This is a genomic window from Pseudomonas hygromyciniae (assembly GCF_016925675.1).
GTDB lineage: Bacteria > Pseudomonadota > Gammaproteobacteria > Pseudomonadales > Pseudomonadaceae > Aquipseudomonas > Aquipseudomonas hygromyciniae.
The window spans coordinates 2,808,026-2,831,340 of the sequence record NZ_CP070506.1; the positions used below are offsets into that span (position 1 = coordinate 2,808,026).

The following is a 23,315-nucleotide window of genomic DNA, read 5'->3' on the forward strand; positions in this document are numbered from 1 at the left end:
ACCGCTGTCTTGTCTCCACTCCCCACCCTGCATTTGCCATGAGCTCACTATGCGCGTGCTGTCTTTTCGCTTGAAATTCATTCTCGCCAGCCTGGCGCTCTGCCTGGTCTTCTGGGCGGCCTGGCGCAGTCATCCGGCCCATGTCCTGGCGCCTTTCGCCCGGCCTGCCGCGCCCTTGGCCGCTAGCGCCGAGCCGGTCTACAACAGCCGGTTCGTGTCCTCGCAACTGGATGACTTTGTGCATTCGTCGTCGGTTACCGCACTGCCGGGCGGCGACTTGATGGCCGTGTGGTTTGCCGGCTCGCGTGAAGGCGCCGCCGATGTACAAATCCGTACTGCGCGGTTCGACGCCAAGACCACGGAGTGGGGCGCCGAGCATGTGTTGGCGACCCGCGAGTCGACTCGCGATGGCACCGGGCGCTACATCCGCAAGTTGGGCAACCCGGTGATTGCACTGGCGCCGGACCAGCGCCTGTGGATGTTCTATGTGTCGGTGTCGGTGGGGGGCTGGGCGACCAGCGCGATCAATGTGATGGTGTCCGAAGACCTGGGGCGCAACTGGTCTGCGCCCCGGCAACTGATCACCTCACCGTTTTTCAATGTCAGCACCCTGGTGCGTGCTGCGCCGGTTTTTCATGCCGATGGCTCGATTGGGTTGCCGGTCTATCACGAACTCATGGGTAAGTTTTCCGAATACCTGTACCTGAGCGCGGATGGCGCAGTGATTGATAAATTCCGCATCAGCCGGGGCAAGCATTCGCTGCAGCCGACCATCGTGCCCCTGGACGAGCGTCGCGCCGTAGCGATGCTGCGTTATGCCGGCGATACCCATCATCGCGTGCTGGCCAGCCGCACCGACGATGCCGGGCAGACCTGGAGTGAGCCTTACCCTCTGGAACCGGCCAATCCCAACTCATCCCTGGCCGCGGTCGGCACTGCCGATAACGGCTTGTTGGTGGCGCTCAATGACCTGCGTGACGGGCGCTTCAAACTCAGCCTGTATGGCACCGACGCGGACCTCAATGACTGGCGCAATGTAATCGAGTTGGATCAATCACCGGATCCGCTTGGCCAACCCTTCGCCCCCGAGGCCTACAAGGCGATCATCGGCGCCGGCTTTCGCGCCTCCAGCGGCGCACGGCGCTTGCCGTTGGAGCAGCGTTTCCTCAGTAACCTGGATTACCGGGTGTGCAAGCCTCGGGGCTGTGATTTCGAGTACGAGTACCCGTATTTCAGCCGTGGCCAGGACGGCGTGTATCACCTGGTTTATTCATGGAATAACACCTTTATCAAGCATGTCAGCTTCAACGAAGCCTGGCTGGCGGAGCGCCTGTAATGATGATGCTGTGGCAGGCCCATTTGACCTTCATCCTCCTGGGTTTTGTCCTGCTCGGGTCGTTGCGTTGCCTACAGCCCTGGCGCCCGTGGTTGTTGCCAGGGTTGGCGTTGGTCAGCTTTATCCCCCTCAATGACCTGCCGCTGGCGGCGTACGTGCGCAGTTTTACCGATGATTTGGCAATCAGCACCCTGGTGTTGCTGGGCTGGGTAAGCCTTGTGCGGTTGGGGCTGGTCGAGCCGCAAGCGCCTCGGGCGCGCGCCCAGATGCTGGTGCTGTTTGGGCTGCTAGCGGCGCTGCTGTACCCGGCCACCATGGGCCTGACTTACTTCGATCCCTATCGCTGGGGCTTCAATCCAAGGCCGATGATTGTGCTGGTTGCGCTGCTCGCCTTGGGGCTGTTGTGGCTGCGCAATACGTTGGCCGTGTGGATGCTCGCGCTCGGCACACTGGCCTTTGCGTTACGCCTGAAAGCGTCGGAAAACTACTGGGACTACCTGATCGATCCGCTGCTGGTGGGCTATTGCCTGGTGGCGGGCAGCGTGCTCTGCGTCAAGAGCGTCAAACTACATAGAGGTCAATGATGGGTTGGTTGCAATCGCGGCGACTGCGCTATGGCGTAGGGGCGACAGGTCTGGCGTTCTTGCTGTTTGCAGGGTTGCGGCTGGTGTTTGTGCTGGGGTTTTCCGGCATCGATCCGGCGCAGTTCGCTGATAACCGGCAGTTGTTCGACACCCTGGGCATCGGCTTGCGTTTCGACCTGCGCCTGGCGGTGTTGTTGGTGTTGCCGTTGGCGGTGCTAGCGTGGATGCCGCGCTGGAACCTGGTGCGCGTTGCGGGCTTGCGCGTTGTGGCACGGGGCTATTGGCTGCTGACGCTGGGCTTCGTCGGCTGGGTGTACATCATCGACTTCGGCCATTACGCCTATCTTGGGGTGAGGCTTAACGCCAGCGTGTTGCGCTACCTGGAAGACGCACAAATTTCGCAGCAGATGGTTTGGCAGACCTATCCGGTGCTGTGGATCGTCCTTGCCTGGTTGTTGGTGCTGGGTGTGTGGTTCTGCGCTTTTGTGAGGTTGGAACGCCTGACACTGGGGCGTCCACCTCGGGCCATTCGACGCGCTTCGCTGGCGTTCGGCAGCGGTCTGGGGTTGATCGCTGTGCTGTTGGCGCTGCTTGGGCGAGTGGAAAGTCTCAACCTGCAAAACCCGGTACCACTGCGCTGGAGCGATGCGTTTTTCTCTGGCAACGGCAAGATCGCGGCACTGGGCCTGAATCCGGTGCTGTTTTTCTACGACACACTCAAGGCCGGCCAGGCGCAGTTCGATGAGCCACAGGTGCGTGAACATTACCCAGTGGTTGCCCACTACCTGGGGGTGGACCGCCCCGATCCGCAGAGCCTGACGTTCGAGCGTGAGCAAACCGCGCAGCCGTACCGCCTGGGCGCAACGCCGAACGTGATGTTTGTGATGCTCGAATCCCTGGGCACCAGTGCGGTCGGCGCCTATGGCAACCCTCTAGACCCGACGCCCAACCTCGACCGGCTGGCGACCCAGAGCTGGTTCTTTAAACACTTCTACGTGCCGGTCACTGGCACCGCAAAGACCGTGTGGGCGAGTATCACCGGCGTCCCGGATGTCACGCGCCAGGAAACGGCGACCCGCCATCCCCTGATCACACGCCAGCACACGCTTATCAATGCCTTCACCAATTACCAGAAGCTGTACATGATTGGCGGCAATGCCGGATGGGCCAATATCAATGCCTTGATCCAGCAGAGCATCGACGGCGTGCGCTTGTATGAAGAGCGCCACTGGCACTCACCTCGAGTCGATGTATGGGGCATTTCCGATCTTGATCTGTTCAAGGAAAGCGACCGGATCCTGCGCGATCTGCCGCGGGACCAGCCCTTTTTTGCCTATGTCCAGACGGCGGGCAATCATCGCCCGTTTACCGTTCCTCGAGACAATGACGGTTTCAAGCGCAGCAACCTGTCCCTGGAGCAAGTGCAAACCGCCGGCTCACGCAGTGTCGAGCAGTACAACGCGGTGCGCCTACTGGACTTCAATATCGGCAAGTTGATGGAAATGGCCAAGGCGGGTGGTTACTACGACAACACGATTTTCGTGTTCTTCGGTGACCACAACACCCGTATCAGCCAGATCCCCCATATGCCGCCGGCTTTCGAGCAACTGGGCCTGGAAAGCAACCATGTGCCACTGCTGATTCACGCCCCGGGCTTGCTCAAGCCCAGGGTGATCGAGGAGGCGGTGGGGCTGGCGGACCTGTTGCCGACGGTCGCGGGGATGGTGGGCGTGGCGTTCAACAATCGGGCGATGGGGCGCGATATACAGCAACCGGCCCCGGAGGGCGAGCGTGTGGTACCGCTGGTCTTGCGTGAGGGCACTTTCCCGCTGATCGGCGGGGTCACCCAGGATTATCTGTTGCAGATGCAGCATGACGGCAGTGCGCCGACCTTGCACGACCTACGCTCCCTGACCCCCCTGGACAACGTGGCCGGGCAAAACCCCGATGAATTCCAGCGTCTGGTCAAATTGACCCGGGGCCTGCATGAAAGCGCGCGGCTGATGTTGTACCGCAATGTGCGTTGAGGTCCGGCATCGCCATTTTGGGGCTGCTTCGCAGCCCAGCGCGGGCGATACGGAGTTCCGGCAAACCCGCTCACCACAGCTGCCCTATCTGCTTTGGCTATTGCTGGCAAGCCGGCTCGTGCAGGCGCTTAGAAGGAATACTTCGCCGTAACGGTAAAGTTACGCGGGTCGCCAAACACGTCGTATGGGCTCCAGGTCGAGTTGCTGGCGATGCCCTGGTAGTACTTCTTGTCGAACAGGTTGTTGATGTTCAGCTGGGTATCTAGGTGTTTGTTCACCTGGTAACCCGCCATCAGCCCGACCAGCGCGTAGGCATCCTGCTCGATATGGAATTTGCCGAACACGTTGCTGCCTTTGTTGAACGTCGCGCTCTGGCTATAGAGGTTGGCGCCGACGCGCCATTGGCTCATGTCGCCTTGCAGACGGTAGGTGGTATTGGCCTTGAACATATGGCGCGGGACGTCGGTGTCGAACAGCGTGCCTTCCTTGCTCTTGTCCGCATCTTTTTCGTACTTGGCCTGGGCGAAGGTGTAGCCGGCAGCCACTTGCCAGTTAGGCGTCAGGGCACCGTTGATCTCCAGTTCCAGGCCCTGGCTGCGTACCTTGCCGGCGGCTTCATAGCAGCCGTAGCTGCCGACGGGGATGACCCGGCAGACGCTGGAGTCGGCCACTTCCGCCGCCCGGTTGAGCTGGTCGATCTGGAACAGCGAAGCGCTGGCGTTCAGCGCGCCGCCAAAGTACTCGCCCTTGATACCCACTTCGTAGTTTTCGCCGGTGATCGGCTTGATCCCGGTACCTTCGCCATTCTTCTCGGTCTGGGGCTGGAAGATATCGGTGTAGCTGGCATAGACCGAGTGGTTGTCGTCCAGGTCATAGATAACCCCGGCATAGCGGGTGACGTGGCGCACTTCCTTGGTTTTGCCCGAGGTGTAGTACTGATCGTTGGTCTGGTCATAGATTGACGTGGCGTCGTACCAGTCCAGGCGTGCGCCGAGAATGACTTTCAGCGGGTCGGCAAGGTTCCAGCGGGTGGTCAGGTAGAGACCTTCCTGATCCACTTTGTCATTGAGGGAGTAAACGTGCGGAACGGTTGGTCTAGCCAGGCCCTTGGGGCTGAAGCCGTTGATGTCGGGCACGCCGACGAACACGTGGCCGCCGGTGGCCTCGGTCTTGAGCTGGCGCTTGCTGGCGCCCACCACCAGTTCATGTTGGCGGCCCAACAGCGAGAAGGGGCCACTGGCGAAAAAGTCATAGGTGGACTGGTCGAAGTCACGGCCCTGGTTGAAGATGCGCTGGCGGTAGGTGGCGTCGTTATTGCGTTCGAGGACGCCGCCCATCATCTTGAATTCGGACCAGTTTTTTGAGGCGCCCAGGTGCAGGCGCCAATCGTTGTCCAAGCGGTGATCGAGCTCGACGAACAGCGTCTTGTTGTGGACGTCTTGGTGCGACCAGCTATACCCGAAAGTCTTGGAGCGGGAGAAACCCATATGACTGCCATCCGGATTCACCGGCAAGCCGCCCCAGTTGATGTTGTTATTGTCGTTCTGGTCGGACGCCCCCACGGTCAGGGTCGTGCTGTCGCTCAAGTCGAACTCGCTGATCCCGTAGAACACGCCGCGCTCGCGCCCGGCGTAGTCCTGATAGCTGTCCTTGTCGTTGTAGGCACCGACAAAGCGCCCGCGCACGGTGCCGCTGGCATTGACCGGGCCGGAAACGTCCAGTTCGCTGCGGTAGTTGTCCCAACTGCCGGCGCTGGCGGTGATACTGGCCTGGAACTCCTTGGTGGGACGCTTGCGCACCATGTTGATGGCGGCCGAAGGGTTGCCGGCGCCTTGCATCATGCCGGTGGCGCCGCGTACCACTTCGACGCGGTCGTAGGGGGCCAGGTCGGCGGCTGCCACCCAGTCGGCGTTATAGGTGGTGGGCAGGCCATCGAACATCAGGTTGGTGATGGGAAAACCCCGGGCAAAGTACTCGCTGTTGGCCGGGCGCGAGGCCGACAATCGCAGCCCAGGCGTGGCCTGGACAACGTCGTCGAGGCTGCGCATGCCTTGGTCGTCCATGCGCTGGCGGGTGATCACTGTGACCGATTGCGGCGTCTCGCGCAGGGACAATGGCAGCTTGGTCGCGGTCTGCATCGCCCCGGTGGTGTAGGACCCGCTGTTTTCAGTGGTCGACCCAAGGGCCAGCCCACTGACGGTGGTCGCGCCCAACTCGACAGCGCCGCTGGCTTGGCTGCGCGGTATCAGCAGGTAGTTGCCGCTGGCATTGCGCGTAACGGCCAGGCCACTGTCCACCAGCAGGCGGTCCAGCCCCTCATGCACCCCAAAGTCACCGCGCAGCGCCGGCGCGCGCTTGCCCTGCACCAGGGCCGGATCAAAGGGCAGGGTGATCCCGGCCACCTGGGCGAAACTGTTGAGTGACTCTTCCAGCGACCCGGCGGCCAGGTCGTAATGGCGGCTCTCGGCCTGTTCGGCCTGTACGGCAAAGCTGGCCAGCGGCAGGCCAGTCGCGGCGCCCAGCAACAGGCTCTGGAGGGTTAGCGCCAGAACGCTGCGATGCAGGGGGCGAGGGGGAATCAACGCTTGGGACATGAACGGCGAGCTCCTTTCGAATGACGAGGTGTGTTGCCTGTCTGTCGAAGGGCTGGGCAAAACCCGTAAAAGTTTTTGCGATTTTTTCTCATCAGGCTCAACGCGCGACGACACGGGTCCAGAGCGGCGTAAAGCGCTCGATGCGTACCGGCAGCGAATCACTCAGGGCGCTCAAGGCGCGGTCGATGTCATCGAGCTGGAATACGCCTGACACCTCTAACTGCGCGATGGCTGGATCGCAGTGCAACCAGCCATGGCGATAACGCGCCAGTTCGGCGCTCAGGTCCCCCAGGCGCATACGTTTGGCGACCAATTGCCCGCGGGTCCAGGCGCTGGCGTTGAGGGTGCTGACCTGGACACGGTGGCTGCCGTTGGCATCAATCAGGTACTCCTCACCGGCGGCAACCAGGATCGGCTCGCCAGCACCTTGAATGGCCACCATGCCATCCTCGACCCGCAGGCGCGTAGCCTGTTGCTCGTCACGCACTGCAAAGGCGGTGCCGATGGCTTGCAACTGCGCATGGCGGGTGCTGACCCAGAAGCTGCGGCGCCCACCGGGTTCGGCGCTGTCCTTGCCGGTATCGATGAAAATCTCGCCACGGCGCAGGGTAATCAGCCGACGCTGGGCGCCCAATTGCACGTCCACCGTACTGGCCGTGTTCAGTTGCAGGCGGGTGCCGTCGCTCAGCAGGAACTGCCGCCGTTCGCCCACCCCGGTGGCATAGTCCGCGCCCCAGGGCACCAGCGTGCTTTCCCGCAGTGACCAGCCGGTAACGCCACAGGCCAGCAGCCCCACCCCCAGCAGCTTGAGGGCCTGGCGCCGGCTGTGGTGATTGCTGCTCAGGCGCTCCAACGTATCCAGGGCCACGGTGCCGGGCAACGCGGCCAGGCTCTGGAAGGGGGCGTTGCTTTTTTGCAGCGCTTGCCAGACGGCTTCATGCCGCGCATCGGCTTGGCGCCAGCGCTGGCAGGCCGCCAGGACCTTTGGGGTTGCGCCGTTGGACTCGATCCGCACCAGCCAGCCGATCGCCTGGTCGAGCACCTCATCTGGCGCGCTCATCGTTGCGCCAGGTAGCAGTGGCGAATGGCAGTGGCCATGTACTTCTCCACCGAGCTGAGACTGATGGCCAGGCGTTCGGCGATCGCCTTGTAACTGAGACCTTCAAGCCGCGACATCAGGAAAGCCATGCGCACCTTGGGCCGTAGGCCATCGAGCAATGCGTCGATGCGCATCAGGGTTTCCAACAGGATCAACTGCGACTCCGGTGACGGCACCCCAGCTTCCGGGAGGTGGGCAATGGCTTGCAGGTAAGCCCGTTCGACTCGCTGGCGCCGCACGCGATCTACCAGTAGCCCGTGAGCCACCGTACTCAACCAGGCCCGTGGCTGACGCAACTCCTGCAACCGCTCCGGCTTGCCGAGGATGTGCACAAAGGTGTCGTGAGCCAGGTCCGCGGCGTTGTCGCCATGGCGCAGCCGCTTGCGCAACCAGTCCAGCAACCACGCGTGATGATCGATGTACAGCGTGCGGATTTCGGCGTGAGGGGCTGAAGGAATGGATGGCGACGACACGAAAAGCCTCCGCGCGATAACTGGGTGCATTTGAGAATTCGTCGCATCTTAGTGTGGGCGTTGGTGTTCAGCAAGCAAAGTTGCTAACTAACCGGATAAACCAGCTGGCGCATTTGCGTGGTGGTGCCTGCACGATCATCCGGCGGATGGGATCGTTCGTGTCCCTCAAAGCCGGTATTACCCACCGCAAGCCCAACCCAGTAAACTGCGGGCCGACGTCGAATCAGGGAGAAGGCGCTCTATGTACATAGGTGAACTGGCCAAGCTGACAGGATGCACGCCCAAAGCCATAAGGCTGTACGAACAACTGGGCCTGCTGACCCCGCAGCGCCGGGGCAGCTACCGGTTGTACACGGCCCATCACCTGAAGTTGGTGCAGATGATTCGTCGCGCCCAGGCGGCGGGGTTCAAGCTGGGTGAACTGAGCGAGCTGCTGGCCGCCAAGCAACACCAGGCCCCGTTTCCCCTGGCACTGGCCAATCAGGGTATCGAGGCCAAGCGCCTGGAGTTGCACGCGCAGATCCTGGCTTTGCAGGATCGGCAGCAGCACCTGACGCAGTTGCAACACCAGATCAACCAGCAATTTGCCCCCAGCCTCAGCGGGCCAATAAATGCGCAAACGCCTGGGTGAGGGCGTCCTGCGGCGAGCGCGGCTGGTAACCCAGTTCGTTGACCGCCTTGTCGATGCAATAAAGCTGGCGCACCCCATAAAACATTTGTACCTGGCTGACCAACAATTCAGCTGGCCGTGCGGTGTAGCGTGCCCGCAGCTCTTGCAACCAGGCGATCAGCAATAACAGGGATTTGGGGGCACGGCGCGGCATTGGGTAGCCAGGGCGAAGGCTGCCGAGGGCCTCGATCACCTGCGCCAGTGATGAGGCCTGTTGATTGGCCAGTAAGTAGCGCTGGCCAGGCCGGCCTTTTTCCGCCGCGCGGATCAGTCCATCGGCCACGTCGCGTACATCGACAAAGTTGAAATGAAAGTTCGGGTCCAGCACCAACTTGCGCGCCAGTACGGCCGCCAGAAAGCCCATGGTGTCGGTAAGCCGCGTGGCATGGGGGCCGATAATTGCCGAGGGCAACACGCTGACCAGGGGCAGGTCATAGGCCTGGGCGGTTTCCCAGGCCGCACGTTCAGAGAGAATTTTTGAACGGTAGTAGGGGTTTTGCTGACCAGTGTTCCAGTTGTGCTCATCCAAAAACTGACCGTTGTGCCCAACGGCCGCCACGGAGCTGACATACACCACGCGCCGAACCCCAGCCTCGGCGGCGGCACGCAGAACATTGCGCGTGCCTTGCACATTGACCTCGACGATCTCGGCCTGTGGATCCTTCGCCCAGTGCTTGAACACCGCCGCCACTTGGTACAGCACATCCACTCCTTGCAGGGCCTGGCGCAAGGAGTGGGGGTCTTGCAGTTCGGCGCGCACTACCTGGCAGTCGAGCCCTGCCAGAGCGGTGCTTCGCTCCGGGTCACGGACCCCGGCGCGCACGCGTTGCCCGCGGGCGATCAGCGCCCGCACCAGGGTGTTGCCCAAATGCCCATTGGCACCTGTGACCATCGATAACGTACTCATGGGTTGCCTTATCCGCTGACGATGAAACTGAAATAGATAAGGCAGGGTAGAGCTTGTCCCAAGGGACAGAGTCAAGTGTGATGGTTATGTGCCTTGTGCGCAGGCGGCGCAGGTTTGAATACGCCTGCAGCCACCCATATTTGCACCGCAGGTAACTGGCCCTCTAAGTAGATCTCAAGTACCGATAAAGTGTCTGGCGGCTTATTTCAAAATCACGCGCTAGTTTAGATTTACTTTCTCCAGTACCGGCGCGGTCAATTAAGCTTACAACCTGATTGTCAGACAGTTTTTTCTTGCGCCCTCTGTAAACCCCACGCATCTTTGCGCTGGCAATGCCTATTGCCTGTTTTTCCCTCGTTGCTGCGCGCTCGAACTCTGCGATCAGTTCCATTACCGCAATGATGGGCTCCATGACTTCAAGGCAATCATGCCGAAAGACCAGGTTTTCGTTCAAAAAATCCAGGGTTACCTGCTTTTCAATCAGCCGGCGAGTGATGGTGCACAGTTGCTCGGTGCTTGAGGTGAGCGATGTCATGCTGTCGACCACCACAGTGTCCCCGCACTGTGTGTAGCGAATCAGCCTTTCCAGGCCTGGGCGATTCGCGGCAGGGTCTGCAGGGTCATCGCAAAACACTGCGTCAAATACATCATGGCTCGTTTTTTTCTCCGCGCTACCCTCGGATTCTTGTAGAGAGAGCCGAAAATATTTGATGCGATGCAATCTCATGGTGCCTCCTTGGCAATACTTGTACGCAGTTATTTTATCCTTGTACAAACTGTAACTAAATTATTAAAAATTACACAAATGCCTGTAACACTAAGCTCGCCCAAAATACACAGTTGCAAAGAACTGAAGTTGTCTTATCATTTTGAAGCTTGGAATGATCCTAACAAGTTTTTTGAAAACAGTCGATTTCATATTTATTGAGTGGCGCGAGTGAGTTTGCCCAATAAATTTGAATGCCAGCTGTTTATTGCTCGAACAACTGACTTGACCGGCTTGACGAAGCTGGTAATTCCCCGACGCAAACAGAGGATGAATGGATGAAAGTCTTGGAAGACACCAGCGGAATTGACCGCCAAAGTACCGATCAGGAAAAAGATTGATAATGTCACCCGGCGAATCACCGAACATGGGAACTACCTGCGCAAGCGCTACCCGATCCTGCAGCATCAGGATGCTTTGGGGGGCGGGTGTCATGGCGTTTTCCCTGGTAGGGATGGCGGTCACGGGAGGGCTCTACATCAAGGGTTTTATCCCGGGGTGGATGTGTATTTTTATCAATGCTCTGCTGACTTCTTTTATCCATGAAATCGAACATGACTTGATTCATCGGCTTTATTTCAGAAAACAACCGCTGGCCCATAATGCCATGATGTTTTTTTGTTGGTTGGCTCGACCGGGAATGCCCAGCCCTTGGCTAAGGCGCAGTCTGCACTTTCACCACCATAAAGAGTCCGGAACTGAATCGGATGTGGAGGCCTGGATTATCACCAGTGGTAGCCCCTGGGGAATGCTCCGGTTATTGAAACTGATGGATGGGTTTGTATTTGGTTTCCTGAATGCGGTTTTTGCTCCGGGGTGGCGGCAAAAGGTAAGATTGTTAGGCAAGATTATTCGACTCAATACACCTTTCGGGCTTTTGTATTGGGGGTGCTGGTATGTGTTCCTCGGTTACCACCTGTATGTCTGGTTTGGTTCAATCGTGGGAGAGGAGGTTCATAGTTCAGCTACGACATTGGCGTTAATGGAAGTCGTCAATAGCGTAGTCGTTATTCTGATCGCTCCTAATCTTATAAGGCAGTTCTGCCTGTTCTTTATCAGCTCCAATATGCATTACTACGGTGATGTTGCCCCGCGTAATGCATTACAACAAACCCAGGTAATGAACCCTTGGTGGTTGTGGCCGTTCCAGATGTTCTGTTTTAACTTCGGCAGCACTCACAGTATTCACCACTTTGTTGTGCGAGACCCATTCTACCTGCGTCAGATGACGGCCCCTTATGCGCATAAAGTCATGGCGCAGGCAGGTGTCAGATTCAATGACTTCGGCACCTATAAACGCGCGAACCGTTTTTCGATGGACCACTCTCAAACGCGTTCGCGGGGTTGAGTTCCCCCAAACATTAAATGATGTGGTCCGCGAAAGTAGTGTTGTTTTAATACGGGCCTGCCAGGCAGCAGGATCTTTCCTGCCGCCTGGCAAACCAAGGGCAGTACTTCAAATACCAGGAGTCTGATGCATGAAAGCGCAAGGGATATGTGCCAAGCAGTTTGAAGCGGTCCAGCAAGCCTTCGAGGACATGTTTGATGATCCACAAGAGCGAGGCGCCGGGCTGTGCGTGCAGGTAAATGGAGAGAGGGTTGTCGACCTGTGGGCCGGTATGGCGGATCAAGAGGGGACCAAGCCTTGGACGCGTGACACGCTGGCCAATACCTTTTGCGTTGTAAAACCCTATGTCGCGGTGGCTGTGCTGATGTTGGTCGAGCAGGGCAAGCTGGAGCTGGATGCGCCGGTGGCCCGTTACTGGCCCGAGTTCGCCCAAAGTGGCAAAGCCAAGGTGACCTTGCGCCAGGTGATGAACCACACAGCTGGCCTGCCGGCGCTGCGAGCACCCGACCATAACCCCATGATGTTTGACTGGGACCATATGATACGGGTCCTGGAGGCCGAGCCGCTGTGGTGGGAGCCGGGCACAGACCTGGGGTATGGCACCACCACCTTCGGCTGGATTCTCGGCGAGTTGATTCGCAGGGTGGACGGGCGCGATGCCTGTGTCTTTATCCACGAAGAGATTCTGGACCCCCATGACCTCGACGTTCACCTTGGCGTGGACGAAAAGCACTTTCACCGTATCGCTCGTTTCGACAATGCCACAGGCCGGGTCGGTGATCCCTACTCACAAGCGTTGCGGACCGTGCTGAAAAACCAACCATTGCATATCGCGACATTTGCCTTTACCAACCCCGGTATGGTGCCTAGACGCACCAATGACCCTCGCTGGTGGGCGTATCGGCAACCGGCGGTGTGTGGACACGGCACCGCTCACGGCCTGGCCGGTTTCTATAGCGCCTTGCTGGCGGGAAATTTTATCGGTCCCGAACTGCTCAACGAGTTCACCCAAGAGCACAGTCACGGCATGGACCGGACATGGATGCGCCCAATGCGTTATGGATTAGGTTGCATGCTGGAGCAGCAAATCGATCCGACGGCTTCTCTGGCCATGGGCCCCAATGCCTTTGGCCATCTCGGGCTTGGCGGTCCGGTGAGTTTCGCCGATCCCGAAAGTCGCGTGAGCTTTGGTTTTGTCACTACGACTTCGGGCAGCCATACGATGATTGATCCCCGTCCTGGCCGGCTATCGGCTCTTGTTTATGCGGCGCTTTGAAGGGGGTTAATGCTCACCCGTGCTTGATCTTTCAACTGGCGCAGAGGCGTTCATCGTGCAAGCGCCAGCGTGCTGGCCTTGCCCGGCAGGATGAGCGCCGCACCTATCAAGCCGAGCACGACCATGCACGCGGACACCAAAATGGCATAGCTAAAGCCCTGTACCGAGCTTCCTCCGCCGGCGAGCACTGCAATGCTCACGGCCACACCCACCGCCAGGCCCACCGCAGAGCCGACTTCCTGGGTCGTGGTCAGCATGCCTCCCGCCAGCCCGTGATCCACTTCAGCCACGCCCTCGATACCGGCCACGGTCCACGCCGGAAACGCGATGCCATAACCCACGCCTGCCAACACCGTGCCGGGGAGGATGGAGAGGGCCCAGGACGTATCCACGGCCAACGACATGCCCAGCAGCGCAAGGCCGGCAATGAACAGGGTCATGCCGCCGAGAATGACTGGCTTGGTGTCTACCCTGGCAATCAGTGCCGGCCCGGCCCAGGCGCTGGAGAGGGTGAAGGCGACCGCCATCGGGAGCAGCCCAAGGCCGGTCTGGGTGGCCGTAAAACCGAGGATTTCCTGCATATACAGCGCAACCACGACAAACGTCGGCCCCAGTGCCGTGTTCGCCAACAGCGACACCAGGTTCGCGCCGCCCGTCAGGCGCCTGCAGAAAATCGGAAGGGGCATCAACGGGTATTCAACTTTGCTTTCGACCCAGACGAACAAGGCCAGTAGCCCCATGGCCAAAGCAATCAACCCATAGGTGACGGGAGACGAAAGGCCGACGTGCTCGCTGTTGGCAAACGCGAACACCAGTGTTGCGGCACCCGCAGCGACCAGAATCGCTCCGCCTATGTCCAGGCGCCTTGCGCCCATTGCCGCATCGCGTTGGCCCACCGGCAGGTTGCCTGCCAGGGCTATCACCAACATACCCACGGGCACGTTGATCCACAGCACCCAACGCCAGCCCATGAGGTCGGTGATCATCCCGCCGAGGATCAGGCCTGCGACGAATCCGCTCGCAGCCACCGCAGTCCAGGCACCCAGGGCTCGATTACGTGAGGCCTGATCGGGGAAAAGCGCCAGTAGCAACGAAAATGCGGCGGGCGAAAATAAAGCCGCGCCAAAGCCTTGCATGGCCCGAGTGGCGATCAGCATGGCAGGGGTCTGTGAGAAGCCGCCGAGCAGGGAGCCCAGGGTAAAGATCACCAACCCAAGCAGGAACACACGACGGCGACCAAACATGTCGGCGGCGCGCCCCCCCAACAGCAAAAAGCCTGCAATGGCGACGCCGTACGCGTTGATGACCCACTGCAAGGCGCCGGGCGTAAAGCCCAGGCTTTCCTGGATCTGCGGCAAAGGGATCATGGTGATGGAGAAGTCGAGCAGGGCGACGAATTGCGTCGTGCACAACAAGATGAGGCAGAGCCGCCAACGAGGGTGATTCATAGGGGTATCCTGATTGATATAGTTTTTCTAATGATGTTTAACTTCTCTAAACAAGGCTTATCATCAGACGCCCGTCGGCACAGTGGAAACGATCCTTTTTAGTCGCTGAATTTAGGAAAACTAAACTTCATGGCCACATCCCTTCCTTATCTGGCGTTACGTACCTTCGTTGAGGTGGGCCAGCGCGGCAGTATCAAGGCGGCCGCCCAGGCCCTGAACGTCACATCGGGTGCGGTCAGCCAACAGATTCGGCTTTTGGAGGATCGGGTCGGCATGCCGCTCTTCACCCGTGAGCGCAGCGGTTTGCGTCTTACTGAGGCCGGGGCCAGCGTGCATCCCGCCTTGCTCCAGGCGTTCGAACAGATCCAGGAGACGCTGCTGTCGCTGGAACAAGCCAAAACCTGGCAAACCCTGACGGTCAGTACCGTTGCTACGTTCGCGGCGTCGTGGCTAGTGCCGCGCCTGGGCCGTTTCAACCAGCGATATCCGCACATCGAAGTGCGGGTCGAAGCGACGTCCGCCATCGCGGACATGCGCCGAGATCGAGTCGACGTTGCATTACGCCATGGGCTTGGGCTCTATCCCAACCTGCACGTCACGCGCTTGATGGCGCCGGTATTGGTGCCGGTGGCCAGCCCCTCTCTTATGCTGGCAAACGCCGTGCTCACTGAGCCGCAGGATTGCCTCAAGTACCCTCTGTTGCACGACTCAGACCGCGCAGATTGGTCCTTATGGCTCTCGGCCCATGGCGTTGGCAACGACCCACGGGCCGAACGCGGGAGCGCTTTCGAAGATGACTTCCTGCTAATTCGCGCAGCAGAAGCCGGGCAGGGGCTCGCCCTGGTGCCAGTGGAATATGCGAAAGAGGAAATTGCTGCGGGCCGCCTCGTACAAGTCCTGGATAAGCCTTGGCCTGCACGATTTGCCTACTACGTCGTGACCCGGCCGGAGGCGATGCAACGTGATGAGGTCAAGGCGTTTGTGGAGTGGGTTATCGAAGAGGCGCAGGGTACGACCTAGTCCCAGGCCAATTGGCTACGAGGGGCAAAAGTCTGAAATCAGTAGATGAAGTAACCGACTAAAGCTGGCGTTCGCAACCGGCCGTTTGTGTCGTGAAACGGTCAAGCGTCATCCTGTACAGCGACACCTGCCAGCCACATCAGGAACGCGCTCACGTGTTCCTGCCGCTCCCACCCTGGCACGCACACCGCAACGTAACGCGGACCCAGCAGGCTTACTTCTGGTCTATAGGCCACTAATTCTCCACGCCTGAGGCTGTCGGCCACCAATACATTGCTTGCCAGCACCAGCCCATGACCCGCGACCGCAGCGCTCAAAGCAAAATGCTCATCGTCGAACTCACGCATCTGCGCGGTTTCAAGCCAGGCCTGGCATTCGGCGGCCGCGCACCAGCTTTCCCAATTGATTGAAAATGCTCCCGGGATTTTCCAGTGAAGGTTGATCAATTCGATCTGATTTACGTTCAGCGAGGCCACCAGATCCGGGGCGCCGTAAACCGAGAATTGCTCGTTCATCAACTCCTGACGGAACAACTTCGGGTCATCGCGACTGACCGAGCGAATAGCAACATCGATACTGGAATCACGCAGCAGATCGACTAGTTCGTTACGCGTATCGACCCGCACATTGAATTGCGGAAAACTTCGATAGAAACCACCCAGCCGTGGAATCAGCCAGGCTGCCGCCAAGCCCGGCGTAGTGGAAATGGTCAGGGTCTGGGGAACAGTGTCCGGACAAAAAGCCTCCAGACTGCGGCGAATGTCTAATAAGGCGCGATGAGTCTGGCGATATAGCAACTCACCCTTTTCGGTCAACACCACACCTTGTCCTGATCGCTTGAACAGCATCGTTGCGAGGCGGGCTTCCAACGTCTTGACCTGATGGGAAATGGCCGCCGGGGTGACAGAGAGTTCCTCTGCTGCCGCTTTAAAGCTACCCAGTCGCGCAGCCGCCTCGAAGGTGCGCAGCGCGTTAAGCGCAAGAGTCGAAAACACGCTTCGTTCCCTAGATGAATTGAATTGATGACTGTTCAATTTATCTCATTTTTCTTGATGTGTACGCAGCGATACCGTCGCAGATATTCGATCTACTCAACCTGCGGAAAACACCATGCAAGGACCTTCGCGAAAAATTCTTCAAGCCATCCTCTATGAATCAATCGCTATTGCGGTGCTGTCGCCCAGCATCTCGTTGATATACGACGAAGGTCTGGCCCATGCGGGTGCGCTGTCGTTGATGTTGTCTGTATGCGCGCTGCTGTGGAACGTGCTGTTCAACTACGTTTTTGAATGCTGGGAAGCGCGTCAGCCGCAGCGTGCTCGCACGTTGGGCAGACGGTTGCTCCACTCACTGGGTTTTGAGGGGGGTCTCGTTCTACTGTTGGTGCCACTGGTGGCATGGTGGCTGGAGATTTCTTGGTGGGCTGCACTGGTCACTGATCTGGGGCTGTTCGTGTTCTTCTTCTTTTACGCGCTGGTGTTTCAGTGGGTCTTTGATAGGGTGTTTGATGTACCAACGTCCGCGAAGGGGGAGGTTTCGGTTAACCAATAACCCGCCCGAAATCCCCATTGGCCTACCTGTAGCAGTACTAGGATTTGTACATGAACAATGCAACCAGCGCGATTGAGAACTACATCTTCGGCAAGGACGGAAATCGGCCTGACTTGTTGCAGCATGCTTTCAGTCCAGACGCCACTCTTAACGTGTTAGTGAAGACAAGCACCATCCTGTTTCCTCCCAGCGTCCAGGGCCGCGAAGATATTGCTGAAGTACTGGTACGCAGCTTTAGCCTGCAATATGAGAACGTTTATACATTCTGCTTCGGTACCCCTCCAAAGCCCGACGCAAATGTTCATAAGTGCAAATGGCTGGTTGGCATGTCAACAAAGGCGACTGGAGAGTTACGTGTAGGCTGCGGGGAATATCATTGGGTCTTTTCACCGCAAAGCGGCCTGGCTATTCAACTGTCCATTACGATCGAACACATGTTGGAGTGTCCTTCCCTGCATATGCGCAAAATAATGGATTGGCTTCAAGGTCGCAGCTATCCATGGTGTGAATCTACCGACATGCTTGAGTCGGCACCGCCGCTCACTTGCCTCCAGCCGGTTCTTGCCTACATTGCTACATGATCCCTATCGATATTGTTTGCCCACCTCAAGCGCATCCAGAAATTGGATCGCTTGCGACTACCTGGCATGCGACCTGCTGCTTGATAAGTCAATAAAGTGCAGCCCTCTACAATGGCCTGCGTGGATTACACCTGCGCAAGCCTTACTGGAGAGGTTCTGTCAGGTGCGGCTTAAAGCCCCCATCGCCCAAGCTCAGGCTTGCGTTCGTCAAGTAACAGTGCAGGTGCCATCGCGCTCGCGATGTTCAGTAAGTGCATGTCAGTAAATACTGGGGAAAGCAACTGCACGCCAATCGGCATCTGGGCTTCATCGAATCCAGCGGGGAGGGCGATTGCCGGTGTGCCGAGGTAGTTACTGGCTCGACTGAACTTGCCGATACTGGCGTGATCAGCGTCCTGGTCATCAAGGGGCAGGGCGCCGTGACCGCTGACAGGCATCAACAGAACGCCGGATGAGCCGATCGCTCGCGTGAATGCCTCGGCTGCATGTGCACGCTGCGCAAACGCGTTTTCGTAGGCGTCACGGCTGATATCCGCGCCGGCAAGGATTCGATTGCGTACAACCTTCCAGAGTAACTGCGCGGGGTCATGTGCAAGGTGGCCAAACTCGCGATATCCCTCATAAGCAATGATCATCGAGTTGCACTCGGAAAGCCGACCGATCTCCAACTCATCATTTGGAACCCAGTACTCCAGCGTCCAGCCGGCCGTGCTCAGGTTGATCAAGGCTTGATCCCATACCCGGCGTGCGCCGATGCACAGCGCGCTGGGGAACGCACGGGGGTCCAGTACGCACACTGTGCCCGGCTGGGTTGGCACCAGCTCATTTGCGAGTTCAGCCTGAACGTTCAACCCATTGCCGGTATACGGGCTCGCGATGATGGCAGTGAGTGCATGTGCGTCGTAAACGTCGCGGGCGATTGGGCCCAGCACGTCCAGGCTTGGCGCGAGTGGAACAACACCGTCCAAGCTGATGAGCCCGCTGGACGGTTTGAAACCGACCAAATGATTAAACGAGGCGGGAGCGCGTATCGATCCGCCGGTATCACCACCGACGGCAATGGGTACAAGTCCTGCTGCGACAGCTACCGCCGCGCCTGAAGAAGATCCGCCCGGGGCGCGATGCAGCTTGGCGTCCCATGGATTCCAGGGCGTGCCTCGGGTCGGATTCTGGCCGGATAAACCGAAGGCAAATTCGGTCATTTGAGTCTTGCCCACGATCACCATTCCAGCCGCCTGTAATCGTTGCGCGACGGTGCTGGTCACGGCGCTGATCGTGGTCAGGCGGCTCAACGAACCTGCCGACGCCAGGGTGTTGGCGATTTCGATATTGTCCTTGATGGCAACCGGTACGCCATGCAAGGGGCTCAATGGGTGACCGCTATCGAGTGCGCGGTCGGCGGCATCGGCTGCCGCCAGGGCTTGCTCGGCGAAGACGACGGTGAAGGCGTTCAGCGCACTGCTGCAAGCAATACGGTCCAGAAAGTACTGCGTGACCGCGCGTGAGGTGGTCTGCCGGGTAGCGATCAGATGGGCAATCTGCAGGGCAGTCTGGAAACAAAGGGCTTCGGATGGTTCGTGCATAATTTCTATCTAAGATATGTGGATTGGTATCCCCGTGTTCGACAGTCGTTCACGGGGATCGCATCGCGGTGTTCGAGCCAGTGGCTATTTCAGTGGTTTCCCGGCTGTTTCTGGCATTTTGATGAACGTAATCAGGGTGAGCGCTGCGCCTGCGAGCACGTAATAGAAGAACCAGCTCTCTTGACCGTGGCTCTGCAGCCAGGTCAGCAGATAAGGCGTGGTACCGCCGAGCAATGCCACCATCAGGTTGTAGGGCGCACCAATACCAACGGCGCGAACGCTGCTCGGGAATTGTTCCGACATGATTGCGGGCGCAATCGAGGTATAAAGCGCGTAGAGCAACAGGCCGAACAACTCCACCATCAGGATCGATGAGAACGTCGGCTGCATGCTGGTGATAATCGGGTAGAAGAACAGCAGGTAACCCAAGGCAAAAGCGATCAGTTGCGGCTTGCGCCCGAACTTGTCCGAGAGCATGCCGAAGAGTGGGTGCACGAGCATGAACGCGACCATTGCCACCGTATTCGCCGCAAAGGCTGTGGAGGACTCTACGTGCAGTGCCCGGATGGCATAGGTCGGGATGTAGATGACGAACAGGTAAAAGGCAAAGGTGCTGAGGATCGAAAAGCCGACGATCCGCAGGGTTTCGCGCGGATAATCACGCAGCAGGGTGCGCAGCGGTTGCTTCTCTACCTTCTTGGTTTTTTGCGTTGAGGCTTCTGCTTCAGGCACCGACATACGCAACCAAATGCCTGCGATACCGCCCAAGGCGCCGAGCAAGAACGGAATGCGCCAGCCGAACTCTCGCATCTGCTCGTCGGTGAGCACGGTGGTCAGCGCCCAGCCAATCGCCGAAGCGGTCAGAATGCCCGCGGCGGAACTAAAGAATACAAAACTCGAAAAGAAGCCGCGACGGTGGTCTGGTGCTAACTCGGCCAGGTAAGTAGAGGCTGACGCGTATTCACCGCCCAACGACAAGCCTTGCATCAGTCGCGCTATCACCAGCAAAACCGGCGCCAGCAGGCCGATCTGCTCGTAGGTGGGGGTAATGCCGATCATCAGTGATCCGCCGGCCATCAGCATGATGGTGACCCCCAAAGCTGATTTGCGGCCATAGCGATCAGAGTAGATTCCCAGGGCCCAACCACCGATGGGGCGCATGAAGAAACCTACTGCGAAAATAGCGAAAGTCGCTAGCAGTGACGCCGTTTCGTCAGTTTTCGGAAAGAATTGTGTGGAAAAGAACACCGCGAACGAGGCATAGATCGTCCAGTCAAACCACTCCACCGCATTGCCAATGCTGCCAGCAGCAATTTTGCGCGCGGTTGATACCTGCGGCTTTGCCGCGTGGGACGTTTGAGTCGCATAATTCATTGGCTTGTGCCTTTGGGTTTGAATTGTAATTATTTTTAGACATGTGCGGCCTTGTTTTGTTTTAATTTAGCCACTTGAGCGAAGGTATTGTAAGAATATGGTCTCGTCAACCGTTGATACGGATGAAAAAAGACATGTTGCGCTGGATGAAACGGATCTGGCCTGCCTGATTGCACTGCAAGCCAATCCTCGTGGCACCTGGCGGGATCTGAGTGCCTGCTGCGATGTGGCGGAGCGTACGCTGTCGCGGCGCCTGCAACGCTTGATGGACAGTGGTTACATCCGGGTCATCGGCGAGCTTGATCCGGTTGTCGTCGGGAGCGGCCCGGTGCTGCATGCATGGATCCGGGTAGCCGACGGGCGCCAGCGGGAAGTGGCGGAGCATCTGGCGCAGTTGCCGCAGACCCAGGTGGTCATGGCGACAACGGGAGAGTTCGACATCTTCACCGAGATCAACTTACCCAGTGTGCAAGCGCTTTCTGACATGGTGGTGCAGGAGTTGCCGCTGGTGCCGGGGGTAAGGCAGGTGCAAACGCAAGTGGTCCTCAGATCGTTTAGACGAGCCAGTCGCTGGCGTATCGATGGTTCGGTGCCGACTGAGCCGGTGCAGGCCGGGCCGGTAAGCCTGAGTGCTAACGAAATGCGGCTATTGGGCGCGTTAATGCTGGATGGAAGGGCCAGCCTGGGCGTGCTTGCTGAAACCTGCGGCGTCAGTGAACCGAAGGTTCAGCGCATGCTAAGTGGGCTGGTCGACAGTAATGCCCTCACATTTCGCGTGGAACTGGAGCCTCTGTTGGTGGGCTACGGGGTCGAGGCGATTGTGTCGCTGCAAACCCGACCGGGTGCGGCGGAGGGGATTGCCCAGGCGCTGGCAAAGGATGAACACACGCGTTGCCTGTTTGGTACCAGTGGCGGTTCGCAGTTGTTTTGGCATGTGTTGTGTCGCGATATTCATGATCTGTGGAGTGTCTCAACCACGCGAATGGGGGCCCTGGAGGGGATCATTTCTTGTGAGACCAATACGGTGGTAAGAGCCTACAAAAGAGCGGGGCGCGTGCGTCGCGGGCTTATGGTTGAGTAGTGTTGCGGCCCATCGACAAGGAGTTTGTATGCAACGTGTGATGATTGTGGGCCAACCTGGGTCTGGCAAAAGCACGTTGGCGCGTAAGCTTGGCCAGTGCACCGGATTGCCAGTGGTTCATATCGACACTATCCACTGGCAGCCAGGATGGGTTGAACGAACCTGGGACGAGAAGACGCGGCTTTGTCTTGAGGTCGAGGCCCGCGATAACTGGATATTCGAGGGTGGCCATTCAGCCACGTGGGACAACCGAGTGGCCCGTGCAGATCTTTTGATCTGGATTGATCGTTCAGCGCCGCTTCGATTCTTGCGCGTCCTGCTCAGAGCGCTGCTCCATCGCGGGAAGTCTCGGCCTGACTTGCCCGAGAGCTGCCCCGAACTGCTGGCGAACCTGCCGGAGTTTTTTGCATTCATGTGGCGGACGAAAAAATCAGCGCGGGCAAAGATGCAGCACCTCGTGGCAACTGCACCAGCCGCTTGCCGTGTGGTTCATCTGCGGTCCAATCGGGACACCAGGATTTTTCTCGCAAGCATTGGAAGTTCGACTCGCCCGGCTCCGCGAGATTGATCGGCGCTTACCTGATTGTCACGGTGACTTTGCCTCTCGATCTACCCTGTTCGACGTACCGCAGCGCCTCTGCTATGGACTCAAAAGGGAACGATCGGTCAATGACCGGCTTGATGACACCTGTCTCGATAAGCGAAGTGATTTTCTGCAGTTGTGTCCCGTTGGCACGCATAAACAAAAATGCATAGTTCACCCCCTGTTTGCGCGCTTTCCTGCGAATGCCGCTGCTCAGCAGGCGCATCACTTGCCCCAGCACCCAGGACAAGCCTTGCGCTTGGGCAAATTGCGCAGTCGGCGGCCCCGAAAGGGAAATAAGCTGTCCGCCCGGCTTGAGCACCTTGAGCGACTTCTCCAGTAGCGCGGTGCCAAGGCTGTGCAACACCACGTCGAAATTGCGCAACTCGTGTGCAAAATCCTGATGTGTGTAATCAATCACCACATCCGCCCCGAGTGCTTTCACCCATTGGACGTTCGCCGTGCTGGTGGTGGTCGCGACGAAGGCCCCGAGGTGTTTGGCAAGTTGAATGGCCAGCGTGCCGACACCGCCGGATCCGGCATGAATCAGCACCTTTTGGCCTTTTTTCAGTTGGGCGGTCTCGACCAGCGCCTGCCAGGCCGTCAAGGCGGCCAAGGGGATGGACGCCGCTTGGGCCATGTCCAGGTTCGACGGCTTTAGCGCGAGGGCGTTTTCGTCCACGGCGATCATTTCGGCAAACGTCCCGATCCGCGCCTCGGGGGGCCGTGCATAGACTTCGTCTCCCGGCTTGAATCGCTCCACCGCCGCGCCTGTGCGAATGACCACTCCGGCCAGGTCGTTGCCCAGTACCAATGGAAAGGTATAGGGCAGGATCAGTTTGAAGTCCCCCGTTTTAATCTTCGAGTCCAACGGGTTCACGCTGGTCGCATGCACCTGGATCAGCACGTCGTGCGCACCCACCGCCGGGTCAGGCATGTCGCCAATCATTGCGTTCTGCTTGCCGTAGCGTTCGATAAAAAATGCCTTCATGTTGCAGCTGCCCTTGTCGGTGG

20 protein-coding genes and 1 pseudogene are annotated in these 23,315 nt (G+C 58.7%); 11 read left to right on the top strand and 10 right to left on the bottom strand.

Features of this window, described 5'->3' with window-relative positions; all coding sequences use genetic code 11:
• Positions 1-49: 49 nt before the first annotated feature.
• The 3 genes from JTY93_RS12400 to JTY93_RS12410 are packed head-to-tail and all read left to right on the top strand — an operon-like array spanning position 50 to position 3,947.
• Positions 50-1,336: a sialidase family protein gene (locus tag JTY93_RS12400; RefSeq protein WP_205477460.1), complete on the top strand. Its 1,287-nt coding sequence runs from the start codon at positions 50-52 to the stop codon at positions 1,334-1,336.
• Positions 1,336-1,920: a hypothetical protein gene (locus tag JTY93_RS12405; protein WP_205477459.1), complete on the top strand. Its 585-nt coding sequence runs from the start codon at positions 1,336-1,338 to the stop codon at positions 1,918-1,920. Before JTY93_RS12400 ends, JTY93_RS12405 begins: the two co-directional genes overlap by 1 nt.
• Positions 1,920-3,947: an LTA synthase family protein gene (locus JTY93_RS12410; protein WP_205477458.1), complete on the top strand. Its 2,028-nt coding sequence runs from the start codon at positions 1,920-1,922 to the stop codon at positions 3,945-3,947. The genes JTY93_RS12405 and JTY93_RS12410 overlap by 1 nt, the downstream gene beginning before the upstream one ends.
• A 128-nt stretch (positions 3,948-4,075) precedes the next feature.
• Here the strand turns inward: JTY93_RS12410 and JTY93_RS12415 are convergent, their stop codons facing one another.
• The 3 genes from JTY93_RS12415 to JTY93_RS12425 all read right to left on the bottom strand — a co-directional run bounded on the left by JTY93_RS12415 (position 4,076) and on the right by JTY93_RS12425 (position 8,113).
• Positions 4,076-6,541, bottom strand: a complete 2,466-nt coding sequence (locus JTY93_RS12415; protein ID WP_205477457.1) for a TonB-dependent siderophore receptor — start codon at positions 6,539-6,541, stop codon at positions 4,076-4,078.
• 97 nt (positions 6,542-6,638) lie between these two features.
• The gene (locus JTY93_RS12420; protein WP_205477456.1) at positions 6,639-7,601 is read right to left on the bottom strand and encodes a FecR domain-containing protein; all 963 of its coding nucleotides are present in this window, start codon (positions 7,599-7,601) and stop codon (positions 6,639-6,641) included.
• Positions 7,598-8,113, bottom strand: coding sequence for a sigma-70 family RNA polymerase sigma factor (locus JTY93_RS12425; RefSeq protein WP_240357288.1), 516 nt, complete (start codon positions 8,111-8,113; stop codon positions 7,598-7,600). Before JTY93_RS12425 ends, JTY93_RS12420 begins: the two co-directional genes overlap by 4 nt.
• Before the next feature lie 241 nt (positions 8,114-8,354).
• On the opposite strand from JTY93_RS12425, the gene JTY93_RS12430 reads away from it, so the two are divergent.
• Complete coding sequence (locus JTY93_RS12430) at positions 8,355-8,744, top strand: MerR family transcriptional regulator (protein WP_205477454.1); 390 nt, start codon at positions 8,355-8,357, stop codon at positions 8,742-8,744.
• Here JTY93_RS12430 and JTY93_RS12435 read toward each other — a convergent pair.
• Complete coding sequence (locus JTY93_RS12435) at positions 8,710-9,690, bottom strand: NAD-dependent epimerase/dehydratase family protein (protein ID WP_240344412.1); 981 nt, start codon at positions 9,688-9,690, stop codon at positions 8,710-8,712. The genes JTY93_RS12430 and JTY93_RS12435 overlap by 35 nt on opposite strands.
• Before the next feature lie 163 nt (positions 9,691-9,853).
• Positions 9,854-10,417 (bottom strand): recombinase family protein, encoded by a 564-nt coding sequence (locus JTY93_RS12440; RefSeq protein ID WP_205477453.1) that lies wholly within the window; start codon positions 10,415-10,417, stop codon positions 9,854-9,856.
• A 317-nt stretch (positions 10,418-10,734) separates the two neighbouring features.
• On the opposite strand from JTY93_RS12440, the pseudogene JTY93_RS12445 reads away from it, so the two are divergent.
• Positions 10,735-11,804 (top strand): annotated as a pseudogene (locus JTY93_RS12445) (fatty acid desaturase).
• Between the two features lie 130 nt (positions 11,805-11,934).
• The gene (locus JTY93_RS12450; protein ID WP_205477451.1) at positions 11,935-13,080 is read left to right on the top strand and encodes a serine hydrolase domain-containing protein; all 1,146 of its coding nucleotides are present in this window, start codon (positions 11,935-11,937) and stop codon (positions 13,078-13,080) included.
• A gap of 50 nt (positions 13,081-13,130) precedes the next feature.
• Here JTY93_RS12450 and JTY93_RS12455 read toward each other — a convergent pair whose 3' ends face one another.
• Positions 13,131-14,528, bottom strand: coding sequence for an MFS transporter (locus JTY93_RS12455; RefSeq protein WP_205477450.1), 1,398 nt, complete (start codon positions 14,526-14,528; stop codon positions 13,131-13,133).
• Between the two features lie 129 nt (positions 14,529-14,657).
• On the opposite strand from JTY93_RS12455, the gene JTY93_RS12460 reads away from it, so the two are divergent.
• Complete coding sequence (locus JTY93_RS12460; protein WP_205477449.1) at positions 14,658-15,548, top strand: LysR substrate-binding domain-containing protein; 891 nt, start codon at positions 14,658-14,660, stop codon at positions 15,546-15,548.
• 101 nt (positions 15,549-15,649) lie between these two features.
• On the opposite strand, the gene JTY93_RS12465 is transcribed toward JTY93_RS12460, so the two are convergent.
• Positions 15,650-16,543: a LysR substrate-binding domain-containing protein gene (locus tag JTY93_RS12465; RefSeq protein WP_205477448.1), complete on the bottom strand. Its 894-nt coding sequence runs from the start codon at positions 16,541-16,543 to the stop codon at positions 15,650-15,652.
• 115 nt (positions 16,544-16,658) lie between these two features.
• Between JTY93_RS12465 and JTY93_RS12470 the strand changes: the two genes are divergently transcribed.
• Complete coding sequence (locus JTY93_RS12470) at positions 16,659-17,099, top strand: PACE efflux transporter (RefSeq protein ID WP_205477447.1); 441 nt, start codon at positions 16,659-16,661, stop codon at positions 17,097-17,099.
• Positions 17,100-17,149: 50 nt separating this feature from the next.
• On the top strand, positions 17,150-17,680 hold the full coding sequence (locus tag JTY93_RS12475) for a hypothetical protein (protein WP_205477446.1): 531 nt from the start codon (positions 17,150-17,152) through the stop codon (positions 17,678-17,680).
• A 170-nt stretch (positions 17,681-17,850) separates the two neighbouring features.
• Here JTY93_RS12475 and JTY93_RS12480 read toward each other — a convergent pair whose 3' ends face one another.
• Together JTY93_RS12480 and JTY93_RS12485 are read right to left on the bottom strand one after the other, a co-directional pair.
• Positions 17,851-19,263 carry an amidase gene (locus tag JTY93_RS12480; RefSeq protein ID WP_205477445.1) on the bottom strand — a complete coding sequence of 471 codons (1,413 nt, stop codon included), beginning with the start codon at positions 19,261-19,263 and terminating at the stop codon, positions 17,851-17,853.
• 84 nt (positions 19,264-19,347) lie between these two features.
• Positions 19,348-20,637 (bottom strand): MFS transporter, encoded by a 1,290-nt coding sequence (locus tag JTY93_RS12485; RefSeq protein WP_070996232.1) that lies wholly within the window; start codon positions 20,635-20,637, stop codon positions 19,348-19,350.
• Between the two features lie 97 nt (positions 20,638-20,734).
• Here JTY93_RS12485 and JTY93_RS12490 point away from each other — a divergent pair, with 97 nt between their 5' ends.
• A complete protein-coding gene (locus JTY93_RS12490; RefSeq protein ID WP_205477443.1) occupies positions 20,735-21,718 on the top strand; it encodes an Lrp/AsnC family transcriptional regulator in 984 nt (327 codons plus the stop codon).
• Between the two features lie 28 nt (positions 21,719-21,746).
• Positions 21,747-22,286, top strand: a complete 540-nt coding sequence (locus JTY93_RS29045) for a P-loop NTPase family protein (RefSeq protein WP_240344411.1) — start codon at positions 21,747-21,749, stop codon at positions 22,284-22,286.
• A 7-nt stretch (positions 22,287-22,293) separates the two neighbouring features.
• Here the strand turns inward: JTY93_RS29045 and JTY93_RS12495 are convergent, their stop codons facing one another.
• Complete coding sequence (locus JTY93_RS12495; RefSeq protein WP_205477442.1) at positions 22,294-23,292, bottom strand: NADP-dependent oxidoreductase; 999 nt, start codon at positions 23,290-23,292, stop codon at positions 22,294-22,296.
• Positions 23,293-23,315: the final 23 nt, after the last annotated feature.